17 protein-coding genes and 1 pseudogene are annotated in these 21,372 nt (G+C 60.0%); 5 read left to right on the top strand and 13 right to left on the bottom strand.

Annotation, left to right across the window (positions count from 1 at the left end):
• The 3 genes from C7476_RS10740 to C7476_RS10730 form a co-directional block, all read right to left on the bottom strand.
• Nucleotides 1-2,214 (bottom strand): adenylate/guanylate cyclase domain-containing protein, encoded by a 2,214-nt coding sequence (locus C7476_RS10740; RefSeq protein WP_114430186.1) that lies wholly within the window; start codon nucleotides 2,212-2,214, stop codon nucleotides 1-3.
• Between the two features lie 132 nt (nucleotides 2,215-2,346).
• Nucleotides 2,347-2,790 carry an SET domain-containing protein-lysine N-methyltransferase gene (locus C7476_RS10735; RefSeq protein ID WP_114429932.1) on the bottom strand — a complete coding sequence of 148 codons (444 nt, stop codon included), beginning with the start codon at nucleotides 2,788-2,790 and terminating at the stop codon, nucleotides 2,347-2,349.
• 1 nt (nucleotide 2,791) lies between these two features.
• The gene (locus C7476_RS10730; protein WP_114430185.1) at nucleotides 2,792-3,412 is read right to left on the bottom strand and encodes a TetR/AcrR family transcriptional regulator; all 621 of its coding nucleotides are present in this window, start codon (nucleotides 3,410-3,412) and stop codon (nucleotides 2,792-2,794) included.
• 92 nt (nucleotides 3,413-3,504) lie between these two features.
• Here C7476_RS10730 and C7476_RS10725 point away from each other — a divergent pair, with 92 nt between their 5' ends.
• From C7476_RS10725 to C7476_RS10715, 3 genes are all read left to right on the top strand, one after another.
• A complete protein-coding gene (locus C7476_RS10725) occupies nucleotides 3,505-4,350 on the top strand; it encodes an NmrA family NAD(P)-binding protein (protein ID WP_114429931.1) in 846 nt (281 codons plus the stop codon).
• A complete protein-coding gene (locus tag C7476_RS10720) occupies nucleotides 4,347-4,841 on the top strand; it encodes an anthrone oxygenase family protein (RefSeq protein WP_114429930.1) in 495 nt (164 codons plus the stop codon). Before C7476_RS10725 ends, C7476_RS10720 begins: the two co-directional genes overlap by 4 nt.
• Before the next feature lie 76 nt (nucleotides 4,842-4,917).
• The gene (locus C7476_RS10715) at nucleotides 4,918-5,562 is read left to right on the top strand and encodes an FMN-binding negative transcriptional regulator (protein ID WP_114429929.1); all 645 of its coding nucleotides are present in this window, start codon (nucleotides 4,918-4,920) and stop codon (nucleotides 5,560-5,562) included.
• An 8-nt stretch (nucleotides 5,563-5,570) separates the two neighbouring features.
• Here C7476_RS10715 and C7476_RS10710 read toward each other — a convergent pair whose 3' ends face one another.
• The 3 genes from C7476_RS10710 to C7476_RS10700 form a co-directional block, all read right to left on the bottom strand.
• Nucleotides 5,571-6,875 (bottom strand): epoxide hydrolase family protein, encoded by a 1,305-nt coding sequence (locus C7476_RS10710; RefSeq protein WP_114429928.1) that lies wholly within the window; start codon nucleotides 6,873-6,875, stop codon nucleotides 5,571-5,573.
• A gap of 22 nt (nucleotides 6,876-6,897) precedes the next feature.
• Complete coding sequence (locus C7476_RS10705) at nucleotides 6,898-8,085, bottom strand: M14 family metallopeptidase (RefSeq protein WP_114429927.1); 1,188 nt, start codon at nucleotides 8,083-8,085, stop codon at nucleotides 6,898-6,900.
• Nucleotides 8,086-8,408: 323 nt separating this feature from the next.
• Nucleotides 8,409-11,363: an autotransporter family protein gene (locus C7476_RS10700; protein WP_114429926.1), complete on the bottom strand. Its 2,955-nt coding sequence runs from the start codon at nucleotides 11,361-11,363 to the stop codon at nucleotides 8,409-8,411.
• Nucleotides 11,364-11,504: 141 nt separating this feature from the next.
• On the opposite strand from C7476_RS10700, the pseudogene C7476_RS10695 reads away from it, so the two are divergent.
• Together C7476_RS10695 and C7476_RS10690 are read left to right on the top strand one after the other, a co-directional pair.
• Nucleotides 11,505-11,762: pseudogene (locus C7476_RS10695) on the top strand (alpha/beta hydrolase); the annotation flags it as partial.
• Nucleotides 11,763-11,923: 161 nt separating this feature from the next.
• Nucleotides 11,924-12,700: a bestrophin-like domain gene (locus tag C7476_RS10690; protein ID WP_114429925.1), complete on the top strand. Its 777-nt coding sequence runs from the start codon at nucleotides 11,924-11,926 to the stop codon at nucleotides 12,698-12,700.
• 24 nt (nucleotides 12,701-12,724) lie between these two features.
• Here the strand turns inward: C7476_RS10690 and C7476_RS10685 are convergent, their stop codons facing one another.
• From C7476_RS10685 to C7476_RS10655, 7 genes are all read right to left on the bottom strand, one after another.
• A complete protein-coding gene (locus C7476_RS10685) occupies nucleotides 12,725-12,925 on the bottom strand; it encodes a hypothetical protein (protein ID WP_147274644.1) in 201 nt (66 codons plus the stop codon).
• Nucleotides 12,926-13,142: 217 nt separating this feature from the next.
• Entirely contained in the window at nucleotides 13,143-14,387 is a 1,245-nt protein-coding gene (locus tag C7476_RS10680; protein WP_114429923.1) for a Y-family DNA polymerase, read from the bottom strand.
• Nucleotides 14,388-14,545: 158 nt separating this feature from the next.
• Nucleotides 14,546-16,336, bottom strand: coding sequence for a single-stranded-DNA-specific exonuclease RecJ (gene recJ / locus C7476_RS10675; RefSeq protein WP_114429922.1), 1,791 nt, complete (start codon nucleotides 16,334-16,336; stop codon nucleotides 14,546-14,548).
• Nucleotides 16,337-16,412: 76 nt separating this feature from the next.
• Complete coding sequence (locus tag C7476_RS10670) at nucleotides 16,413-17,021, bottom strand: hypothetical protein (RefSeq protein WP_114429921.1); 609 nt, start codon at nucleotides 17,019-17,021, stop codon at nucleotides 16,413-16,415.
• 150 nt (nucleotides 17,022-17,171) lie between these two features.
• The gene (gene glpX, locus C7476_RS10665; RefSeq protein ID WP_114430184.1) at nucleotides 17,172-18,161 is read right to left on the bottom strand and encodes a class II fructose-bisphosphatase; all 990 of its coding nucleotides are present in this window, start codon (nucleotides 18,159-18,161) and stop codon (nucleotides 17,172-17,174) included.
• 177 nt (nucleotides 18,162-18,338) lie between these two features.
• A complete protein-coding gene (locus tag C7476_RS10660) occupies nucleotides 18,339-19,655 on the bottom strand; it encodes a homoserine dehydrogenase (RefSeq protein WP_114429920.1) in 1,317 nt (438 codons plus the stop codon).
• A 217-nt stretch (nucleotides 19,656-19,872) separates the two neighbouring features.
• A complete protein-coding gene (locus tag C7476_RS10655) occupies nucleotides 19,873-21,090 on the bottom strand; it encodes an LL-diaminopimelate aminotransferase (RefSeq protein ID WP_114429919.1) in 1,218 nt (405 codons plus the stop codon).
• Nucleotides 21,091-21,372 lie beyond the last annotated feature (282 nt).

Here is a 21,372-nt window from a genome sequence, read left to right as displayed (position 1 = left end):
TCAAGGAGCGATAGAAAAATACATCAATGCGCGCGGCGTGACGTGAACATATTTCGCGTCGCGGGGCTCCGGCGCCGTGTTGCGGTAAACATAGCCGCATACCATCCGGTCCAGGAAATACCCCCCGAACCGCTCGCATAGGCGATTGCCGCGAACTTCGATGAAGCCGGTTATATTCGTATTGGCGCTGCGGTATGCGGTGTTGCCTGCCGTGTCGAAATACTGGATGAACTCGGTGCCGTTCTTGTGCTTGCCCGTCCAGGTCTTGTCGTTGACCATCGCCCTCAATTCCGCCTCACCGATCTGGTCGGCTGGATTTGCTTCAAAGCCGAACGGCCACTCGGGCACCCCGGCAGCCCGTAGCCCGTCCAGATGATGGCGCAGATCGTCTTCCCGCCAATAGTCGTAGAGATAGCCGTAATAGGTCAGATTGGTGTCTGGAAACAGTTCCAGCAACTTTCCCGTTTCCCGGGATGCAAGTGTCTGGTCGCCGCGATCCACATAGGCAGCAGCAAGATATTCACGTGCTGGCTCCGCTTTGGGAAGAGCATCGCGCGCGGTCTCCATCAGGGGAACCGCCCGTTCGCTGTCGCGCGCGGTGTAAAAAACAATGCCGGCAAGCAACTGAAGGCTTGGTGGCGGCGTGGGATCGAGCCGCAACGCCTTTTCCATCTCGGTCACCGCCTGCGTGTGGCTGCCGGTCTGTGCCAGGATAAGGGCAAGATTGCCGACAATCTCCGCGTCGTTCGGCTGTGCCGCAACCGCCCTGTTGGCGGAATCCCTCGCTTCAACTTCGCGCCCATCGACCAGTTGAAGAAGCGCAAGCACCGTATGGGCACGAGCGTTGTTTGGGTCCAGCTTCAGGGCCTGACCGGCCGCGTCATAGGCAATCTTTCGTGCCACTGCTGCGGACCAGAGATAGTTGTAGTCGTTGCGCCAGACATCCACAGCCACGCGGGCGATCCCGGCATGGGCATTGGCAAAACTCGGATCGAGATCGAGTGCCTTCTGGTAGTATGACAATGTTCGCCGGTAAGTCTCTACGTCGCTGTAATAAAAACCTTCCTGTTCCGCGCGAAGATAGTAGTCATAGGCCTCGAGGTTCTCAGTCGGTATTCGCGCCAGCTGGTCACGCTCGCCTTCGCTTAGCTTGACTTCCAGCGCAGAAATGATCTTGCCGATGACATCGTCCTGAACTGCAAAAAGGTCGGCATATTGGCGGTCGTAGCGCTCGGCCCACAAGGAAAGACCGGTAAGCGCATCGATCAGCTTGACGTTGATCCGCAGTCGGGAATCTGCGCGCTGCAATGTCCCCTCGAGAACATAATGGACGCCGAGCTCCGCGGCCACATCCTGGATCTTTCCGGCCGTATTCTGGATGGCGAACACCGAATGCCGTGCGATCACGAACAGGCCGGAGACCTTTGAGAGCTCGGTGATGAGATCGTCTGTCAATCCCGCCGCAAGGTGGTCATGATCCGTGTCGCCGCTCACATTGATGAAAGGCAGCACCGCCACAGAAGGCTTGTCCGGCAGCGGATAGGCAAACCGCTCGACAAGGGACGCAGGCTGGAACAACTGCGCAGGTTTCCACCACAGCAACCCTGCGCCGAGCACCATCAAAACAAGGACTGCGACGACCGGCACGCGCCATCGGCGCAAGCGTCTGCGTGCGCCGACTGTCTTGCCCGCTCCGGCAGGGTCGAGCACGACGCGATATATCCGGATCGGCTCGGCGATGTTTTTGACCACCTGCTCGCCAAGCGAAACATAGCCAATCGGGAGCTTCGATTTCACCTGATCATAGGTCGTTCCGGAAATCGCAATGCCGCCAGGTTCCGCGAGCGTCTGTATCCGGTCGGCGATATTGACGCCGTCGCCGTGAATATCCTCGCCCTCGACCATGATGTCCCCGAGATTGACACCAATGCGAAAAACCAGGCGCTTTTCCTTTGGAGCGGCAGCATTGCGCTCAGCCTTTTCGCGCTGCACCTCGACAGCACAACGCAATGCAGCGACCACGCTCTGGAACTCGACCAGCAGGCCGTCCCCCATGGTCTTGACCAGCCGTCCACCATGCTCGGCGATCTTCGGCTCGAAGACTTCGCAGAGGTCAGCCTGAAAACGGGCGCGCGTTCCCTCCTCGTCGATCTGGCTCAAATGGCTGTAACCGACGACATCAGCGATCAGAACGGCTGCAAGACGGCGCTCCATGCCCCGGGCCCCTTTGAACAATTCCAGCGATTTTCCGTCCGGAATTGCGTAAAAAACAAGGAGCACAACGGCTCCCGCCATATCTTATAGCAGGTTAACTGGCGATACCATTGCGGAGGCAGGTGTCGATACTCAGTCCCTCAGGAAATCGGTGTCATTGCGCTCAAGATAACCTTCCGGCACAGGCTGCGCGGCGTAATTGAGCTTCAATTCATCTCCCGCCGCGATCGCCCGAATAGCGCTGATCGTCCGGTAGTCCGCCCCGATCTCCAGGTTCGGATCAAAGCTGTGATTGATGAAACCGTAGCTCGTACGCAATGGACGCACCAGCAGCATCTCGCCCGGCAGGGCGTTCCATTCCATTTCGGTCAGTAGCACGGGATAACGATTCGCTTCGACCACTTGCCCGTCGAGCACGCAAAGCACCTCATCCTTCGCCCATGCCCGGTACGTGTGCAGCCCTCGCCCCTGCGTTTTGCTTGGCGCAAGATAGGTGTCCGGAATGGTCTCGATCAGCGCCTCACCGTTGAGGAAAATCCCGGCGCAGGTGTCGATGGTGGCTTTGATCATCATCATCTCACCCCTCCATCATCTCGCGCAGCACCATGCGCTTGAAATGCTCGACCAGCGCGTCGCCCTCCTTGCGCTCAACCGAGATCGCAAGCCGCATCGTCGCCTCGCCGAGCTGCATGATCAGAAAGCTCGACGCCTCCAGTTCATCGCGGTCCGCCTTGGGATCGACCCGCGCTCGCGCCGCCGCCAGCACCGCGCCGTTGATACGGCTGTCGGCAAGATCGATATCGCGCAGCGCTTTGTCCGCCTGCGTCCCCGACCAGATGTCGCGCATCACCGGTTCGGCGAGGAACATCGCGTAATAGACATCGATCAATTCGCCGAACGCCCGCCGCAAGTCTTCCCTGCCCTGCACATCCTGCAGGCCTTCCGCGATACATTGCTGGCCAAGCACATTGTAGCGCTCGGCCAGCGTGCGGATGATCGCGCCCTTGTCGGGAAAGTACTGGTAGAGCGAACCGATCGAAATCCCCGCCATCTCCGCCACGTCGCTCATGCGCATGGCATCGCTTCCGCTCTTCTCGATCAGCGTCGAGGCGCAGCTCAATATCCGCTCTACCCGCTCCCGACTGCGTTTTTGCGTCGGCTCGCGCCGGACGCTCTCGATGGGTCCAATCTCATTCATGAGCATTCCTCACATTTCACTTGACTCCTATAATATGAGGATTTATCACATTTGCAAATATGAGAGTCACTCATGTTTAAGAGGAGATGAAAATGACCACCTTCCGCACCTCGAAATTCCCTGTTCTGCTCATTGGCGGCACCGGCAAGACCGGTCGCCGCGTCGCCGAGCGCCTGACCGCGCGGGGCGTCCCCGTGCGTGTCGGCTCGCGCAGTGCCAGCCCCGCTTTCGATTGGGAGAATCGCGAAACCTGGGCAGCCGCGCTCGAATGCGTCTCGGCCGCCTACATCACCTATTATCCCGACCTCGCCGCCCCGGGCGCCGCCGAAGCCGTAGGCGATCTCGCCCGCCTCGCTATCGCCAAGGGTGTCAAGCGTCTCGTCCTCCTCTCCGGCCGGGGCGAGCCCGAGGCCCAGCGCGCGGAAGCGATGCTGCAAGCCTCCGGCGCCGATTGGACCATTGTCCGCGCCAGCTGGTTCATGCAGAATTTCAGCGAAAGCATGCTGCTCGGCTCGATCCTCGCCGGCGAGATGGCGCTGCCGGTCAGCACAGTGCGCGAACCCTTCATCCATGCCGATGATATCGCCGATATCGTCACCGCCGCGCTCACCGATGACCGCCACATCGGCCGGCTTTATGAGGTCACCGGCCCGCGCGCCTTGACCTTCGCCGAAGCCACGGCCGAGATTGCCAAGGCCACCGGGCGCCCTATAAATTACGCCACCATCAGCCCGGAGGAATTCATGCAAGGTCTCGAACAGGAACAGGTGCCCGCCGATATCGCCGCGCTCGTCAACGAGCTCTTCACCGTGGTGCTCGACGGGCGCAACGAATATTTGACCGACGGCGTCCAGCAGGCGCTCGGCCGCGCTCCCCGCGATTTCACCGCCTACGCCCGCGAAGCCATGGCGATCGGCATCTGGGAAGGCGCGCAATGATCGCTCTTATCCCGCTTCTCACCCTCATTGCCGCGCTTGGCAGCGGCTTGATGGCCGGCCTGTTCTTTGCCTTCTCCAGCTTCATCATGATCGCGCTGGCGAAGCTGCCGCCCGAACAAGGCATCGCCGCCATGAATTCGATCAACGTGACGATCCTCAATGCCACGTTCGGCCTCGCCTTCTTCGGCACGGCGCTGCTATGCCTCGGCCTCGGCATCGCCAGCATCCTGCGCTGGGGGGAACCCGGCTCCGCATGGCTGCTCACCGGCAGCCTACTCTACCTTGCCGGCGTCATCGTCGTCACCATGGCGTTCAACGTCCCGCTCAACGATGCGCTCGCCGCCGTCTCGGGAACGAGTCCGGAGGGCGCCGCCCTGTGGACCCGCTATCTTGCCGAGTGGCTGCCCTGGAACCATCTCCGCACCTTCACCAATATCGGCGCGCTCATTGCCTTCATCCTCGCCTATGGCAGGCAGGTCGCCGCCACGTGAACCGCGGCGCCTCGCCGCCTTGTGCAAAGCCCGTTCCTGATGCACACTCCGGCGCTAAAATGCCAAGGAGCACACCATGTACCAGCCGCCGCATTTCCGCGAGGAGAGGCTCGAAATCCAGCACGCGCTCATCAGGGCGCATCCGCTCGGCCTGTTGATCAACAGCGGCGAAGACGGCCCGAACGCCAATGCCATTCCCTTCCTGCTCGATGCAGGGGCCTCGCCGAAGGGCACGCTCTTCGCCCATGTGGCCCGCGCCAATCCGCAATGGCGCCAGCTCGCGAATGACGGACGCGTGCTCATCGTCTTTCAGGGGCCGCAGACTTATGTGACGCCATCCTGGTATGCGACCAAGCAGGAAACCGGCAAGGTCGTACCCACATGGAACTATGCCATCGTACAAGTGCGCGGCACGGCAAAGATCATCGAGGATCGCGACTGGCTGCGGACCCATGTCTCAGCCCTCACCGCCCGCAACGAAGCGCCCCGCGTTGCGCCATGGGCGGTGGATGACGCCCCGGAAACCTATATCGACTCACAGCTGAAAGGGATCGTCGGCATCGAGATTGAAATCGCCGCGATCGAGGGCAAGTGGAAGGTCAGCCAGAACCGCCCGGAGAACGACCGCACCGGCGTCGCGGACGGGCTCGAAGCCGATCAGCACACGACGGAAGCACGGGCCATGGCCGAGTTGGTCCGGGCTGGCGGGACGAAGTCGTAATCCATCTACTACTGACGCAGCGATTTAAACGCCGCCCGAAGCTCTGTGCTGAAAAGCTCCGGCTGTTCCCACGCGGCGAAGTGCCCGCCCTTGTCGACCTCGTGGAAGTAGATCAGGTTGCGATAGGCGCGCCGGGCCCATGTCTCCGGAGCACGATAGTTTTCGAAAGGAAATACCGTGATCGCCACCGGCAGCGATATGTCCGACGTCATCTCGCCGGCCGATAATGCGGGGCTGCGTCCACTGCCATATTCCCAGTAGAGCCGGCCGGAGGAGGTCGCGCTGTTCGTCAGCCAATACAGCGTGACGTCGTCCAGCACTTCGTCGACAGATTTTTCGGGATCGTCGTTGCTGTATGTCCATCTGGAAAAGCCCGGATGCCCCAGCATCCATGCCGCTAGGCCGGCTGGCGAGTCCGTTATGGCATAGCCGATCGTCTGCGGCCGCGTGCCCATCATCGTCGCATAGGACCTGTTCCCCATTTTGCCGGCCGCGGCGAGCACGTCGAACGTCTCGCGTTCCTTCTCGGTCAATCCTTCAGGTGCAGGCCCGCCGACGGCAAGCACTGCCGCAATCTCTGGCGGTACGATCGCCGGCAAGTTGATGTGGATGCCGAGCAGACCTTCCGGGGCCTGGCGCGCCATCGCGCTGGATACTGGTGAACCCCAGTCGCCACCCTGGGCGACATAGCGCGTGTAGCCGAGGCGCTTCATTAGCTCTGCCCAGATCTTGGCGGTGCGGTCGGGCCCCCATCCAGTGTCCGTCGGCTTGCCGGAAAAACCATAGCCTGGCATCGACGGGATGATCACATCGAACGCGTCCTCCGGCTTTCCGCCATGGGCGGTCGGATTCGTGAGGGGATCGATGATCTTGAGCTGCTCGAACACCGATCCCGGCCAGCCATGGGTGATGATCACAGGCAAGGCATTCGGATGCTTCGAGCGGACGTGGATGAAGTAAATATCGATCCCGTCGATTCTGGTGGTGAACTGCGGCAGGGTATTTACCCTCGCCTCGATCTTCCGCCAGTCGTAGTCGCTGCCCCAATACTCGACTAGCGGCTTGAGCTTCGCGAGCTGTATGCCCTGGGATTGATCGGTCACCGTCTCCGGGTCGGGCCAGCGCGTCTCCTGGATCCGGCGTTTGAGCTGGGTGAGTTCCTCTTCCGGCACATGGATAGTGAACGACTTTATCGATGTATCTTCGGCTGCCTGCGCATTTGCCTCGAGCACTGGCGGCGCACCGCCGACGGCGATAACCAAGAACCAAAGCGTGACTGCAGCAAGCGTCTTGATAAGTCTTGTCATCTCCATTCCCTCCCTTTTGATCGGTGAACTACTCGGGATAAGACTCGACAGCCTCCGGCGGCGCCTTCTGGTACAGGATAAATGCCAGGGGATTGCCGGCTTCGGACGTTACATCGCTGCGCAGGCCCGCCACCTCTCCAGCCACGCCGCTGGTGTACTCCGCAACCACCTCGCCGAAGCTGTTGCGCTGGATAGATATCTTCTGTCCGGCTTCGACCTTGTCGTTGAGCTTGACCAGATGCTCGACGAACCCGCCCTCCGTTGCCAGAATCGGGAATGCGCTGTTGCCGACAAAGACACCCGCATCCCTACCGGTGCGTCCCATCGGGCCGGCAAGGATGCCAAGATGCTTGAGAACGTTCATCGTGCCTTCGACGAACTGGGCGATCATTTCGAGGTCGAGGACACGCGCAGCGCCGACCTCCGGGCAAAAGGACGGGATGCCCGCATCGATGAACGCATTATGCAGGACGCCGGGATAAGTGTGATTGTCGAAAATCTGCCCGACGGGATAAAGATCCACGATCGCCTTGATCTCGGGCACATCCATGCTGGCAATATTGAATGCGGAGACCTCGAAACCGGTTGTCCCGGTGTGGAAGTCGATCGCGACATCGGCGTTGGGCCGGAGAAGCCGGTTGAACAGCAGCCCGGCGTGCCGGCTGGTCGGGGTGAGACCGTTCTCGTTTCCGGGCCACACCCGGTTCATATCGACGAGATCGGGGCCTCTGCCTGAATTCGGCCATCGCCGCTGCATGGCCTCGATGGCCGGGCCGGACACGTCCGTGACCCCCATCACCGTGCCGGACATCTCGCCCGGGTCGAGCTGGTTCAATACGGTCTGGACCGTATGGACCGAACTCATCTCGTCGCCATGAACGCCGCTGACCAGCACGACGCGCTTGCCCGGCTTTGCCCCCTTGGCGACAATCACAGACGCATACCGCTGCTGGCCCGTGGGCATCTGCACACCCTGAAAATACAGGAAATGCTTCTTGCCGGGCTCGAGGTCGTTGACGTCGAGCGTACTGACGACTTTTTTCCCCTGTACCACATCACCGGTATAGACGGTTGCCTGCGGCGCAGCTGGTGCAGCTGTGTCCTGGGCATTCGCAGCGCCAGCGCTGACAGCAAGGGCAGCCGACACGCCGACTGTGGCAATGGATGCGATCATGAAGTCGCGGCGGTCGAGACCATCTTTAGACTTGTCCGACATGATGGAGGTCCTTTGTGAGAGCTGGATTGGAAAGGAACGGCATGCACATCGGTCACAAAAATCCCGGCGACACGCCCCAACGTTTTCATGCACATCCTCGACCGGGGCACAGACGCTACACCAAGCCGTGACCGCTTCTCGTAGCGCTCATCCTCGCCGGTTCAGCTGCAAGGCATGACAATCGGGACGCCCGGAAAAATGCTTGAAACAATTGAACCCGCGTCCGGAGGAAACGGCAAGTACGTAACAGTTAAGTTGCGGTGGCTATGATAGGATCGACGGCAAATCGAAGGTCAGCCATAAGTGCCCGGACGAAACAGGGATCAGAACTTCACCTTGAAGCCGGTCGTTCCATTGACGCTGTAACTGTCGGCAAAGTTGCTGAGGCTGGTATTCAAAGACACCTCGCCATAGAGCGCGTATTTGTCATCGGCCCAGCTATACGACCCGCCAGCGCCGACGCCGCCCCAGGTACGATCGCTCTCATTGGCGAAATTGACACCGGCAAGGTCGACCTCCGAACCATCGAGGAATTCGTGATAGAGGTTGGCGAGCCCGTAGACATTGCTGCGGGCCATCCTGCCCGAGCTGTCCTGCCAAGCATTCTGGTAGTCGGCGGAGACGCCAAGGCGTCCCTTCAGGCTGTCGCTCCTGTCCAGCGAAACGGCCGCGCCGAATGAATCGGTGAAGTCGTCGAAATCGACATTGGAATAGGCCAGTTGCGCTTGCGGCGTGATCGACCAGTTCTCGTCGACGACGATCCGCTTGCCGGTTTCGAGGCTCAACGCGTAGCCGAAACCGTCATTGCCATTGGTCAGGCTCTGGCCGAGCGTGTCGGAGGTAATGTCGCTATCGTACCAGTTGAGTTGTGTCTGCCCGTCGACATAGAAGCCGTTCTGGGCAAGCCAGGTCAGCGTGCCGCCAAAACCGTAGCCGTCGGTGTCGATGGAACCCTTGCCGAACAGGGACGAAACGTCGGTTGAAATCTCGCCATACTGGAACGTCACGCCGCCCATCAGCGTACCGGACTGGTTTTCGTAAAGCTTGCCGTCAAGTCCCGACTGCAACCGCCAGGTGTTGTAATCATATTCCGCCTGCGTGGTCGAGGTATCAGGATCAACCCGCGAATGCGCGCCATCGATGCGTGCCCATATGGCTCCGGCATCAATGGTTGCCGTGCCGCCTTCGGAAGGCAACGGTGCTGCCTCCGGCGTTCCCGGTCCATCGCCTTCGGCAATCACCGCGCTGCCTGCGCCCGCCCAATAGCGGTTGCCGATGCGCTGCTGCATCGAGCCAACGCCATTGAGCACCTGCAGGCTCTGGGCATAGGCCTCGTAAAGCGGCGCCCCCGGCTGATAGAGCGGGCCGGTCGCTGGCGGTGGCGTCGTCGGCTGCGTGGTCGGGGGCGTCGTTGGCGGTGTGGTCGGGGGCGTCGTTGGAGGGGTTGTCGGCGCCAGCTCGGACCGCAGATACCAGTCGCCATCGCCAGGGGTGCTCACCCCGTTCTTGTTCAACGTATAGCCATAGGCACCTGCGACGACCGCTTGCTGCCCGGAGATCACATAGTCACCGAGCAGCGAAAAGGCGCCGCCCGACGCACCGCCCACGTCAATGATCTTGATGCCCTCGACCGTCTGGCCGCCCACGTTATCGGGATCGAGATTAACGACCTTGACGTTGGTCGTGCCTGCGGTGTCGCCGGTCACGACGAGACGGTCTGTCGGCGACGCGTCGCCGCGGAGCTCGGACTCGATCACCAGCGTGCCGCCATTGCCCGTGTAGTTGCCATTGACCGTCAGTGTGCCGATCGAGTTGCCGGGCGCAATCGTTCCGTCGCTCGTCGTTGTGCCGACCTCGCCAGTGCCTTGCAGCCGCCCGCCCGTCTGCACATTCACCGTCCCGCCAAGGATTCCGTTCACCGACAGCGTGCCCGCCTTGATCGTGGTGCTGCCTGCGAAGGCGGAATTGTCGGCGGTCATAATAGTCGTGCCAGTGCCGATCTGGCTGATCGTGCCAGTGCCCAGAACAAGATTGTCGAAGCTGAAAATGTCGGAGCGGTTGAAGGCGAGCGTGCCGGCACTCGCGGTGGTGATATCGCCTATGACACTGCCGCTGGTGCCGCCATTGCCGAGTTGCAGGGTGCCGTCCTGAATATTCCAGTTCGTGGTGGCCGTGCCCGTGCCGGTCAACGCCCAGGTGCTGGTGCCGGTCTTTTCGAATGAGTTGAAGTTTAGGTATTGCAGCCCGATTGCCGAAACGTCGAAGGTGTCGTTTGCCGTGCCACCGAGGCGCAATGTGTCAGTGGTTGAAGTCGCGTTGGCGAGGACATTGTCTTCGATCACCGATCCGGCCTGCAGCTCCAGGGTCAGGTCGGTCGTCGCCGCACCGGATACCTGGATCGCCGTCGTTCCACCGCTGCCGGCGCGGATCGTTCCGCTGTTCGTCAGTTGCAGACCGCCGGTCAGCGAATTAATGCCAGCGGCCCGATCCCCGCCCTCGATCATGCCGGAATTGACGATCGTTTGGCGTTTTCCTTGCGCTTGTATGCCCACGCCGCCTGGACTGACGCCGGTGTCATCGTTACCGCCCCGGATAGTACCCGTATTGGTGAGTGTACTGGCGACCGTCGAAGGACCGGCGATCATAAAGACGCCAACACCACCGGATACTCCTTGACCTTCCCCGCCTTGCATAAGACCATTGTTGACCAGCGTGGAGCCATCGGCGACCTGCGCGCCGAGTCCTCCAGAAGTAGCAGCCCCCGAACCGCCGCCGCGAATTGTACCGTTGTTGACCAGCGTTGCTCCATCATTAATATGCGTTCCTGTACCGGAGAGGCTGCTGCCACCACCATCGCCCCCGGTAATGGATGCGTTGTTGATGACGACTGCCTGGGTCTGAACGCTAAGGCCGATTTGCCCAGGAGTACCGGCCGCCCCTTGGAACGAACCAACGAGCGTCACGTTCGCACCCAGCCCGCTGAAGCGCATTGGCCTGCTCGTGAAACCCTGCGTGTCGATGGTCATGGGCTTGGTCGCCAATGGCAGCGCTGACGTTCCGATACTGAACGCAGCAGTCAGCCGAATCACGGCGCTCGGATCCCCATCTGCATTCGCGGTTGTGATGGCGTTGCGCAGTTGCGTCTCATTGCTGACCAGATAGGTGGCAGCCGATGCCGGTGATGGCAGCAGGCAACCTGTGGCCAGTGCGACCGAGCAGGCCCCCGCCAGCAGCTTTTCCTTGCTGGTGACGAGAATTCCAAAAGCACTGCCGTTCATGATCGCCCCGCGTGATCTGCCCCAAAAGTAGTCCAAAAGCACTACACGCGATTCGAACGCATCCGCAACCGCCGGTTGCGATCACAGAATAGTGTGATTAATTGTTTCTTCTTTTGTTGCTGTGCAGCAACAAACACTTGTCTCTTTGCGGTACAGGCGCCTTTCAACAAGGCTTTACTCGCCGGCAAGACGACACAAGCCGCATGGCGATCGAAGCCGAGGTTTTACGCAGTCTCCAAGAACGATCGCACGATCAATCCCGATCTCGAACGCTTCATGGCAAAACGCATGGGCGCGAAGACGATCGAGCTTGAATCCAGCCACGTTTCCATGATCTCGCAACCGGAGGCCGTGGCAGCACTCATCCTCGAAGCGGCAGGCATGAGCTCGAAGGGCTGATCAGCTGCCGCACGCTCAGATGAGTCCCCGGTAGCCTTTCCGGCAAAACTCCGTACATTGCTCCCCGGGGAGTACCATCGGTTGTATCGGTCCGCTGGGTCTGCGCCCTTTCGATGCGCGCGATCAGAGGCCGAACCAAACCGTCTGGCGGGGAGACACGCATGGTGTTGGGGATTTTTATCGGGTCCATATTCGTCGGCGGAACGATTGCGCTGACCCTCGCCTGCTATTTCCTCATGCGGTGGATGAGTGGCAATGAGCACGAGAACCATGAAAGGGACCTGGCAAGTTCGGTCGTCTTCCGTGTCTCCGCCCTGCACGGGCTGATCCTGGCACTGGTTTTTGCGCAGGAGATGTTCAGCTACCAGCAACTCAGGCTTCAGACCGCCACCGAGGCCAATGCCATCGCCGACATCTATTTCGATGCCGGGCGCTATGGCGACTCCGAGAAGGTGAATATCCAGAAGGAGCTTTCCGAATATATCCGCGTCGTCATCGACAAGGAATGGCCGGGACTTGGCAAGAATAACCGGCTTTCACCGGAAGCCTGGACACAGTGGGATGAAGCCTATCGCGCTATCCTCGATCTGGTGCCGGCAAATCCGCGCCAGCAAAGCCTGCGCGGTCACATGCTCGACCGGATCTATCTCGTCTCGGAAAGCCGCACCAAGCGCGAGAGCACCGTTGCCGATTCCCTCAGCGGCATATTCTGGTTCGCCGCCATTTCCGGGGTGATCTTCATCGCCGTCGCCTATTATTCCTATCCGCCAACGCGCCGCAATGTCATCCTGATCTCGCTTTTCGGCGCCTATACCGGCGTAATCCTGTTTCTCATCTATGCCTTCTCCAACCCCTACACCCAGCCGGCGGAACTGAGCCCCGGCCCGTTCCTGCGGCTGCAAGAACAGATCGCCGCCTTGCCGCCGCCGGCGGATTAAGCCCGCGCTGCATCGCGTATGATTTCAGTGTCGGATGCCGCGGCTCTGGTCGCGCGCGCTGTTGCTGCTGCGAAGCGTGCAATCATAGTAGCCGGCTGCGCAGGACCGTGCGGGGTTCATGAAATAATTCTCCACGCGCTGCCAGCTATTGCGCGTGCTCGTGCTATTGCAGCCGGCAAGCATGGACAAAGCCACAAGGGCGGCAGCCAGTTTCACAATATCCATATCTGTCTCCTCTTGTGCGTTCGGATTTGCACCCGCTTTAGCATGGCGGCTGCGCTTTGACATCCGCATTTGCCGTGTATCTGCCATCCACTGACCTCCCTCATGGTGAGCTTGTCGAACCACGCAAAATGGTTGTGCGTGGTTCGACAAGCTCACCATGAGGGAGGAAGGAGCATTCCACTAGGGAGGCGCATTGCACGCGAAGCAACTACGGCCCTCAAAAATCCTCGGCTTCCGGTATCCGCCCGAATGCGATCTTGGAGCCGATATAATTGCCCGGGCCGCTGTTCGGGCCAAGGTTGAGCGCCTTAGACCCATGCCGCCCGCGTATCTTGTCGAGCACGTCCGACACGCGTTCCCACTGGCCGCGCTGCTTTACACTTGCGCCGGTGTCAAAGAGGTCGCGGCTTGCCTCCTCCTCGGCCGACAGATCATGCAGCACCACCGTGACCGAGCTGATATTGCGCATCTCACCCGCTGCAATCATTTTCGCGTGCAAATCATTGAGACAATTCAGGAAAGTATGATCGTCGCGCGCCGGGCGGAACTGGCCCTCCAGCGTCACACGGCTGTCGCGCCTGACGCCGACCGTATAGCTCATCGCCCCGGCGCGGTAATGCGAGCGGCGCAGGCGGCGCGCGGCGCTCAGGCTCAGCAGCCTTGCGCATTGCAGCACCTTTTCCGGCGCGCGCCAGTCCGGCGGCAGGTTGCGGCCATGGCCGAACATGCGCTTGATCGTCTCCGGCTTTTCCACCGCATAGCCATGCAGCGCGGCAACGAAGCGCTCGCCTTCGACGCTGTTCCAGATCGCGCGCGCATGCTTGGGCGCGAGGTCCCACAGGCCCCTTATGTCGCTGACGCCTGCCTCGCCGAGGCGCGCCGTCATGCCTTTGGAGATGCCCGGCAGGTCGCGCAATTCCAGGTCGAACAGGCGGCCCGGCAGATCGTCATGGTTGAGCAACACGAAGCCATCGGGCTTGTCCATTTCCGCCGCGATCTTGGCCAGAAGCTCGTTGACGGAAATGCCGATCGAACAGGTGAGGACCGGGCCGATCTCATCATGCAAGGCGCGCTTGATTCGCGCGGCCAGACCCGACGCGTCACGGGCTTCCGATTGCAACAGGTTGCAGGCGACCTCGTCGATGGAGCGGACGGCGGCGATCGGCACGCAGCGCTCTATCGTCTCGAGGATGCGATTATGCAACTTTACGTATATGTCCGGTCGTGCCTCGATGAAGACGATATCCGGACATTTCTGCTTCGCCTCGGCAACGCTCGTCCCCGTCTTGATGCCGAATGGCTTCGCCTGGCGGCTGGCGGCGATGACGCTCGTATGAGGCGAGTCCAGTGGCACCACTGCAACCGGGCGTCCTTGCAGTGCCGGATTGAGCTGTTGCTCGGCGCTGGCAAAGAAGCTGTCGAAATCCAGATAAAGTTTTTCGGTATGGGTCGGTTTACGCATGGTCACAAGTTCTCAGCTGAGAACAAAACTAGAACATGGATCGCAAAAGAATGGAACAGGAATCTGCAAAAAATGAGGATAAGTTTCGCCGATTCTCATGCAAGAATCGTCGATTCTCACGCAAGAATAATTGGAACTCACACAAGAATTTCAGGATCTCACACGGCTCTTGCGGCGTCGAGGATACGAAATTGCGTCGTGGTCGAGCCGTTCCAGTGATTGAGCGCAAGGTTCCCCGCCACATGCAGCGACTGACCTAACTCCTTGAAAAGGAAGTCTCCGAGCGCACTTCCAACCGCCCGAAACGCGATCGCATTGATGCGTTTGCCGTCCGCACCCTCCAGCGTTGCCTTGACATGGCTCGTGCCGACCGTCCTCGCATCGACCAGCCTGTGATGTGGCAAAACCAGCACTGGCTGAGGGTGTCCGGAACCGAAGGGACCCGCCCTTTCCATGGTTTCGTAGAGCGGCACAGTCGCCCCGGCGGCGCTCAGCGCGCCATCGATGGCAAGCGACGCGTTGCCGCGCAGGTTACCGACCATTTCACTGGCGCTTTCCTCGAAAAACGCCCGTAAAGCCGCCATTTTACTGCGTTCCACGGTGATTCCGGCCGCCATCGCATGACCACCGCCCTTGACCAGAAGCCCCTGTTCGACGGCGTTTCGCACCAGTTTTCCGAGGTCGAAACCGTTGATCGAACGGCCCGAACCGCTCCCCGTACCGTTGGCGTTGAATGCGATCGCGAAGGCCGGTCGCCGCGTCCGCTCCTTCAGCCGCGCCGCGATCAGCCCGACGATGCCGGGGTGCCAATCATTGCTGGCGGTAACCAGAACCGCCGGGCCGGACCCCGCGGAGAGCTCGACCATCGCCTCGGCCTCCGCCTGTTCCAGCATGATGGTTTCCATGGCCTGGCGTTCCTGGTTCAGGCGGTCGAGTTCCTCGGCGATACGCATCGCTTCATTGGGATCGTCGAGCGTCAGCAGCCTTGCACCGAGCCCCGCATCGCCGATCCTCCCGCCTGCATTTATGCGGGGGCCCACTAAGTACGCGAAATGAAAGGCATTTAATGGCTCGCCAATGCGCGACACCCGTGCCAGCGCGGCGAGGCCGGCGTTCTGCTGCGCCCGCGCAACGAGTATACCTTTGACCACGAAAGCGCGGTTTAGGTCTTTTAGCGGCACCACATCGCACACGGTGGCAAGCGCCACGAGGTCGAGCAGTGACAGGAGGTCCGGGCCGAGAATGCCCAGGTTGACGTGCTGCTCGCGCAGCACCCGCGACGTCTGCACCAGTGTCAGGAAGACCACCCCGGCGGCGCAAAGATGCCCCTGCCCCGACAGTTCATCCTCGCGATTGGGATTGACCACCGCATGCGCCGCAGCCGGCAGTTCGCCGCCGACCTGATGGTGATCGAGCACCACCACATCCGCGCCAGCGTCCTTGGCCGCCGCGATCGCCGCCGCACTGTTGGTGCCGCAATCCACAGTGAGGATCAGCGACGCCTGCTGCGCCAGTTCCTGCATGGCGGCAGCATTGGGGCCATAACCTTCGAAAATCCGGTCCGGGATGTAGATTCGATTGGCAATGCCATAATGGGTGAGAAAACGCGACAGGATCGCCGAAGAGCAGGCGCCATCCACGTCATAGTCGCCAAAAATCGCGACCTTCTCGCGGGCTGCGATCGCTCTGGCAATGCGCTCGGCAGCCTTGGTCATGTCGGTCAGCGAAGCAGGATCAGGCATGAGGCTCTTGACAGACGGCTCCATGAAGGCGACCGCCTCGTCCAGCCCAACACCCCGCCCTGCCAAAACCCGCGTCACCAAGTCCGGAAAACCGTGGTTTTGCGCCATCGCCAGCGCGACATTGGCTTCGCGTTGCCCCAGCCGGTCGATCCATTTCAGACCGGTTGCCGATTGTTCAACACCGAGGAAAAGCCGTTCAGGAACCATCACTCCGGTTAATCACTCGGCGGCATTGAATGCAATGCTTCGAAAGACCTATCCAACGGCTTTTGCCCGTACTTGCTCAGTTCCCAGGCGGCAGCGCGAGGGAACTCACGGTGGATGCGACAGACGACGCGAAGTCCGTAAGCTGGCGGTCAACGAGTTCCTTGGAACTCAGCCTGTAGTTGATGACAGGTTGGATAAGCAGATAACGGCCAAGAACGCCCGTAGCGCAGACCAAAAAATCATCCTTCTTCTGCGGATCGTCGGAACTGACGCAGGCCATGGCCCGGTTGCCATAGCTGACGTTCGTCCGCTGCGCGATCTGGCCGGGTTGGGTACTATGATATTGAAAAGCCTGATCGAGAAGGCTGCGCACGACCGGATCGTCCGGTCCGTCCCTGACCGGATAAATTCCGGGCACATTGCTGGCCCTTACACCATTGATCGATACGATGGCACGCGCATCCAGCCCGCCATATTCGATTGTCGCACTGAAATTCTGCGGATCGCTGGTGCGGCTGATTACGGTGAACGGGCCGGATGTGTCAGGCAGACTGATCAGAATATCCCCAGAACGATAACCTTGAATAAGGTCGGGATCGGCTTCTTGGGCATGGAGTGCCGAGAACTGTGTCGAACCCATGGCCACCAACAAGGCGCAACCGGCTATTCTGTGCTGGATACTCATGGTTGTCCCGCCCGAATGAATTCCTCTCAGAGCAAAATAGCAAAAATACTGTCGTTCCAATAGGGTACAGCGACAATTGTCAGTAAACAGCCTTAAAATAAAACTGCCGGCCCTTTCGGACCGGCAGTCGAGCCCATCGGAACGATGGTTCTACAGGAACTTCGCCATATCCTGATGCTTCGCCTTGATTTCGCGCACCGTTTGCGAATGGGAGCGCATGACTACGGTATGGGTCTGAATGTAGTCCCGGGCAAATTTCACGCCGGACAACATATTGCCATCGGTAACACCCGTTGCGGCAAACAGGACGTCACCCTTCGCCATCTCTTCCATCGTGTAGATCTTCTTGGGATCGCTGATGCCCATCTTGGCGGCACGGGCGATCTTGTCATCGCTATTCAACTGCAGGCGACCCTGCATCTGACCACCGATGCACCGCAAAGCGGCAGCCGCAAGCACACCCTCCGGCGCGCCACCGATGCCGATGTAGATATCGATGCCGGTTTCATCAGGGTCGGTCGTGTGGATGACGCCAGCCACGTCGCCATCGCCGATCAGGCGGATGGCGGCACCGGTTGCGCGTACTTCCTCGATCAGTCGCGCATGACGCGGCCGGTCCATGATGCACGCTGTGATTTCATTGATCGGCACGCCCTTGGCCTTGGCCACAGCCATGATGTTTTCGATGGCAGGTGCGTCCAGATTGATGATACCGGCGGGATAGCCTGGTCCGACGGCAATCTTTTCCATGTAGACATCAGGTGCGTAGAGAAGGTTACCCTTTTCGGCAATGGCGATAACGGCAAGCGAGTTGGGCAGGTTCTTGGCGCAGATTGTCGTGCCTTCCAGAGGATCGAGGGCGATGTCGACCTCTGGTCCATTGCGCGTGCCGACTTCCTCGCCAATGTAGAGCATAGGCGCTTCGTCACGCTCGCCTTCGCCAATTACGACTGTGCCTGATATCGGCAGGCGATTGAGTTCCTGGCGCATCGCATCAACGGCCGCCTGATCCGCCGCCATCTCGTCGCCACGTCCGCGCAGACGTGCTGCAGCAACGGCTGCGCGCTCGGTTACGCGCACGAGTTCGAGCGTCAAAATGCGGTCGAGACCCGCTTCATTCTGGTCGTTGGTTTTCAGCATAGTAATCCCTGCGTTGGTGTGGACATGCAGCATTCCGGATGAATACGGCCTTCCATAGCATTGCTATGCAAACCTTTTGTCAAAGTCGAAACGCAGCGGCAAGACCTTCAAGACAAGAAATCCGCCTTGCCGAAAAAGCTAATCGATTAAACGCGATAGGAGGCGTTTCTCGCAGCTTTACCCCGCCCGTTCGATGCGGATCATCTGCGGTTTGTCGGTCGCATGCCCGTCCTTGACGATGCCTTCGAGCGCCTTTTTCACCGCCGCCTCAGTCGTCTCATGCGTCACGAGAATAACTGTTTTCGTCGCTTCCGGTTGGTCGGTGGCGCTCTGCCGCTGAACGATCGATTCCAGCGAAATGTCATTGTCGGCCATGCGTTTGGCGATGGCGGCGAACACACCGGCCCGGTCGTGCACGGTCAGGCGGATAAAGTAACCGCCTTCATGCGCACGCATCTTGGCGCGTTTATACGGCGCGAGCGCTTTGGCCGGCGTTCCAAACACGGGCCCATGCTGGAAGCCCGGCCGGCTTTTTGCAATATCAGCAAGGTCGCCAATGACGGCGGACGCCGTTGCCGCACCACCTGCCCCAGGCCCGGATAGAAGCAATTCACCCAGGAGATCGGTCTCGATCGCGACCGCATTGGTGACGCCGTGCACCTGCGCGATGACCGATTCGACCGGCACCATCGTTGGATGCACGCGTTGTTCGATGCCGCTCTCGGTCTTGAGTGCCACGCCCAAAAGCTTGATGCGATAGCCGAGTTCGTCGGCCGCCTTGATATCGGCCAGCGAGATATTGCTGATACCTTCGAGATAGATATCGTCGGCCGCAATTTGCGTACCAAAAGCAAGACTGGTCAGGATCGCAAGCTTGTGCGCCGTGTCGTTGCCTTCGATGTCGAAGGTCGGATCAGCTTCCGCATAGCCGAGGCGCTGCGCATCGGCGAGGCAATCCTCGAAGGAAATGCCCTCGTCCCACATCCTCGTCAGGATATAATTGCAGGTGCCGTTCATGATGCCGTAAACGCGCGAAACCGTGTTGCCTGTCAGGGATTCGCGCAAAGCCTTGATCACCGGAATACCGCCAGCAACCGCCGCTTCGAAATTCAGGAGAACACCCTTGTCTTCCGCGATTTTCGCAAGCGAAACGCCGTGCTTGGCAAGGAGGGCCTTGTTGGCGGTGACCACGTGCCGACCGGACCGCAATGCAGCTTCGACCGAGGCACGCGCTGGCCCTTCATCTCCGCCAATCAGTTCGATAAAGACATCGATATTGTTGGACTTGACCAACGCAACCGGATCATCGAACCAGGTTGCGGACGAGAAATCGACGCCGCGATCGCGCTTTGAATCGCGCGCCGATACGGCGGTGACGATGATTTCCTTGCCGCACTGACGCGTGAGCATTTCACCCTTGTCACGCAATATTTTCAAAACCGAGGCACCAACGGTACCCAGTCCGGCGATTCCCACGCGCAGCGCTTCACTCATTATTCAAATTCCCTGAATTTTCATTGAGACGGCGCCGAGAGGCGCCGCGAATTTCAGTGCCGGTACCGCCTCTTGAAGCTCGTTTTGAAAGTCGCTGCGGCGAGTCAGGTGGCGTGGTTTTCGCGAACCGGAGCGCAGCGTACATAAAGTACGTGAGCACCGGAAGCGCAGAAAATCGCGTCAGATGGCCGCCGCAGTAGAGTTTCAACACGGGCGCTTAGCGGTGCGCATTCAACGAAATAACGTTATGCAATTTCTCTTCCGCAGTTGAAAGAAACCGCTTGAGATTGCGGGCGGCCTGACGAATGCGATGCTCATTCTCAACAAGCGCGACGCGGATATAATCATCGCCGTGCTCACCGAAGCCGATGCCAGGCGCGACCGCGACGTCCGCGTGTTCGATCAGCAGCTTGGAAAACTCCAGCGAACCGAGGCTGCGGAACTTTTCCGGGATAGGCGCCCAGGCGAACATGGTCGCAGCCGGTGCGGGTATATCCCAGCCCGCACGGCCAAAGCTCTCCACCAGCACGTCACGGCGATGCCTGTAGACATTGCGCACCTCCGCAATATCCGAGCCGTCGCCATTCAATGCCGAGGCAGCAGCAACCTGGATAGGCGTAAACGCGCCATAGTCGAGATAGGATTTAACACGGGTCAGCGCCGAAATCAGCCGTTCGTTGCCGACCGCAAATCCCATGCGCCAACCGGGCATGGAGAAAGTCTTGGACATGGAGGTGAATTCAACAGCGACGTCGATCGCACCGGGAACCTGCAGAATGGAGGGAGGCGGCGCACCGTCGAAATAGATTTCCGAATAGGCCAGATCCGACAGAATGATGATTTCATTCTTGCGGGCAAACGCCACCACATCCTTGTAGAAATCCAGCGACGCAACATGCGCGGTCGGATTGGACGGATAGTTGAGAATCAGCGCCAAAGGCTTCGGAATGGAATGGCGGACACCGCGCTCCAGTGCTGGAATGAATTGGTCATCGGGCAGTGCCGGGATCGAGCGGACGACACCGCCCGACATGATGAAGCCGAAAGCATGAATCGGATAGGTCGGGTCAGGGCAAAGCACCACATCGCCGGGAGCGGTGATGGCCTGCGCCATATTGGCAAAGCCCTCCTTCGAGCCCAGCGTCGCAACGACTTGCGTGTCTGGATTGAGCTTGACGCCAAACCGGCGGTCGTAATAGGCCGCCTGCGCGCGGCGTAAACCCGGGATGCCCTTTGACGACGAATATCGATGCGTGCGCGGATCCTGGACAGCCTCGCACAGCTTGTCGACGATACTCTGCGGTGTCGGCAGGTCCGGGTTGCCCATGCCGAGATCGATAATGTCCGCACCCGCCGCTCGCGCGCTTGCCTTCAGGCGATTGACCTGTTCGAAAACGTAAGGTGGCAGGCGGCGAACTTTATGAAATTCTTCCATAGGGTTGGGTCCGGTTAAAAAGGGTTCGTTATGGGCGTGCGCTATACACCGAAACAGCACGGGGGTCGAGCAATCATTGCGGGTATCTGGTCGCATGTTCTTCCCCTTCGCCACGCCCGCTTTCGCGTCTGGCCATTGCTTGCATTGTGGGAAGACGGGCGGTCGTCGAAGCGCGTCTTTGTAGATAAATAATGCGATCCGAAGACCGCCCGCTAACGTTGTCCCCCTGCCGGCCAGCTTCTGCTTGTTCCGAAGGGCGAGTGGATGAACGCCTGGAGTCCG

Source organism: Phyllobacterium bourgognense, from assembly GCF_003337575.1.
Lineage (GTDB): Bacteria > Pseudomonadota > Alphaproteobacteria > Rhizobiales > Rhizobiaceae > Phyllobacterium > Phyllobacterium bourgognense.
The sequence above is the reverse complement of the archived record's forward strand: the minus strand, read 5'-3'. Positions and strand labels throughout refer to the sequence as shown.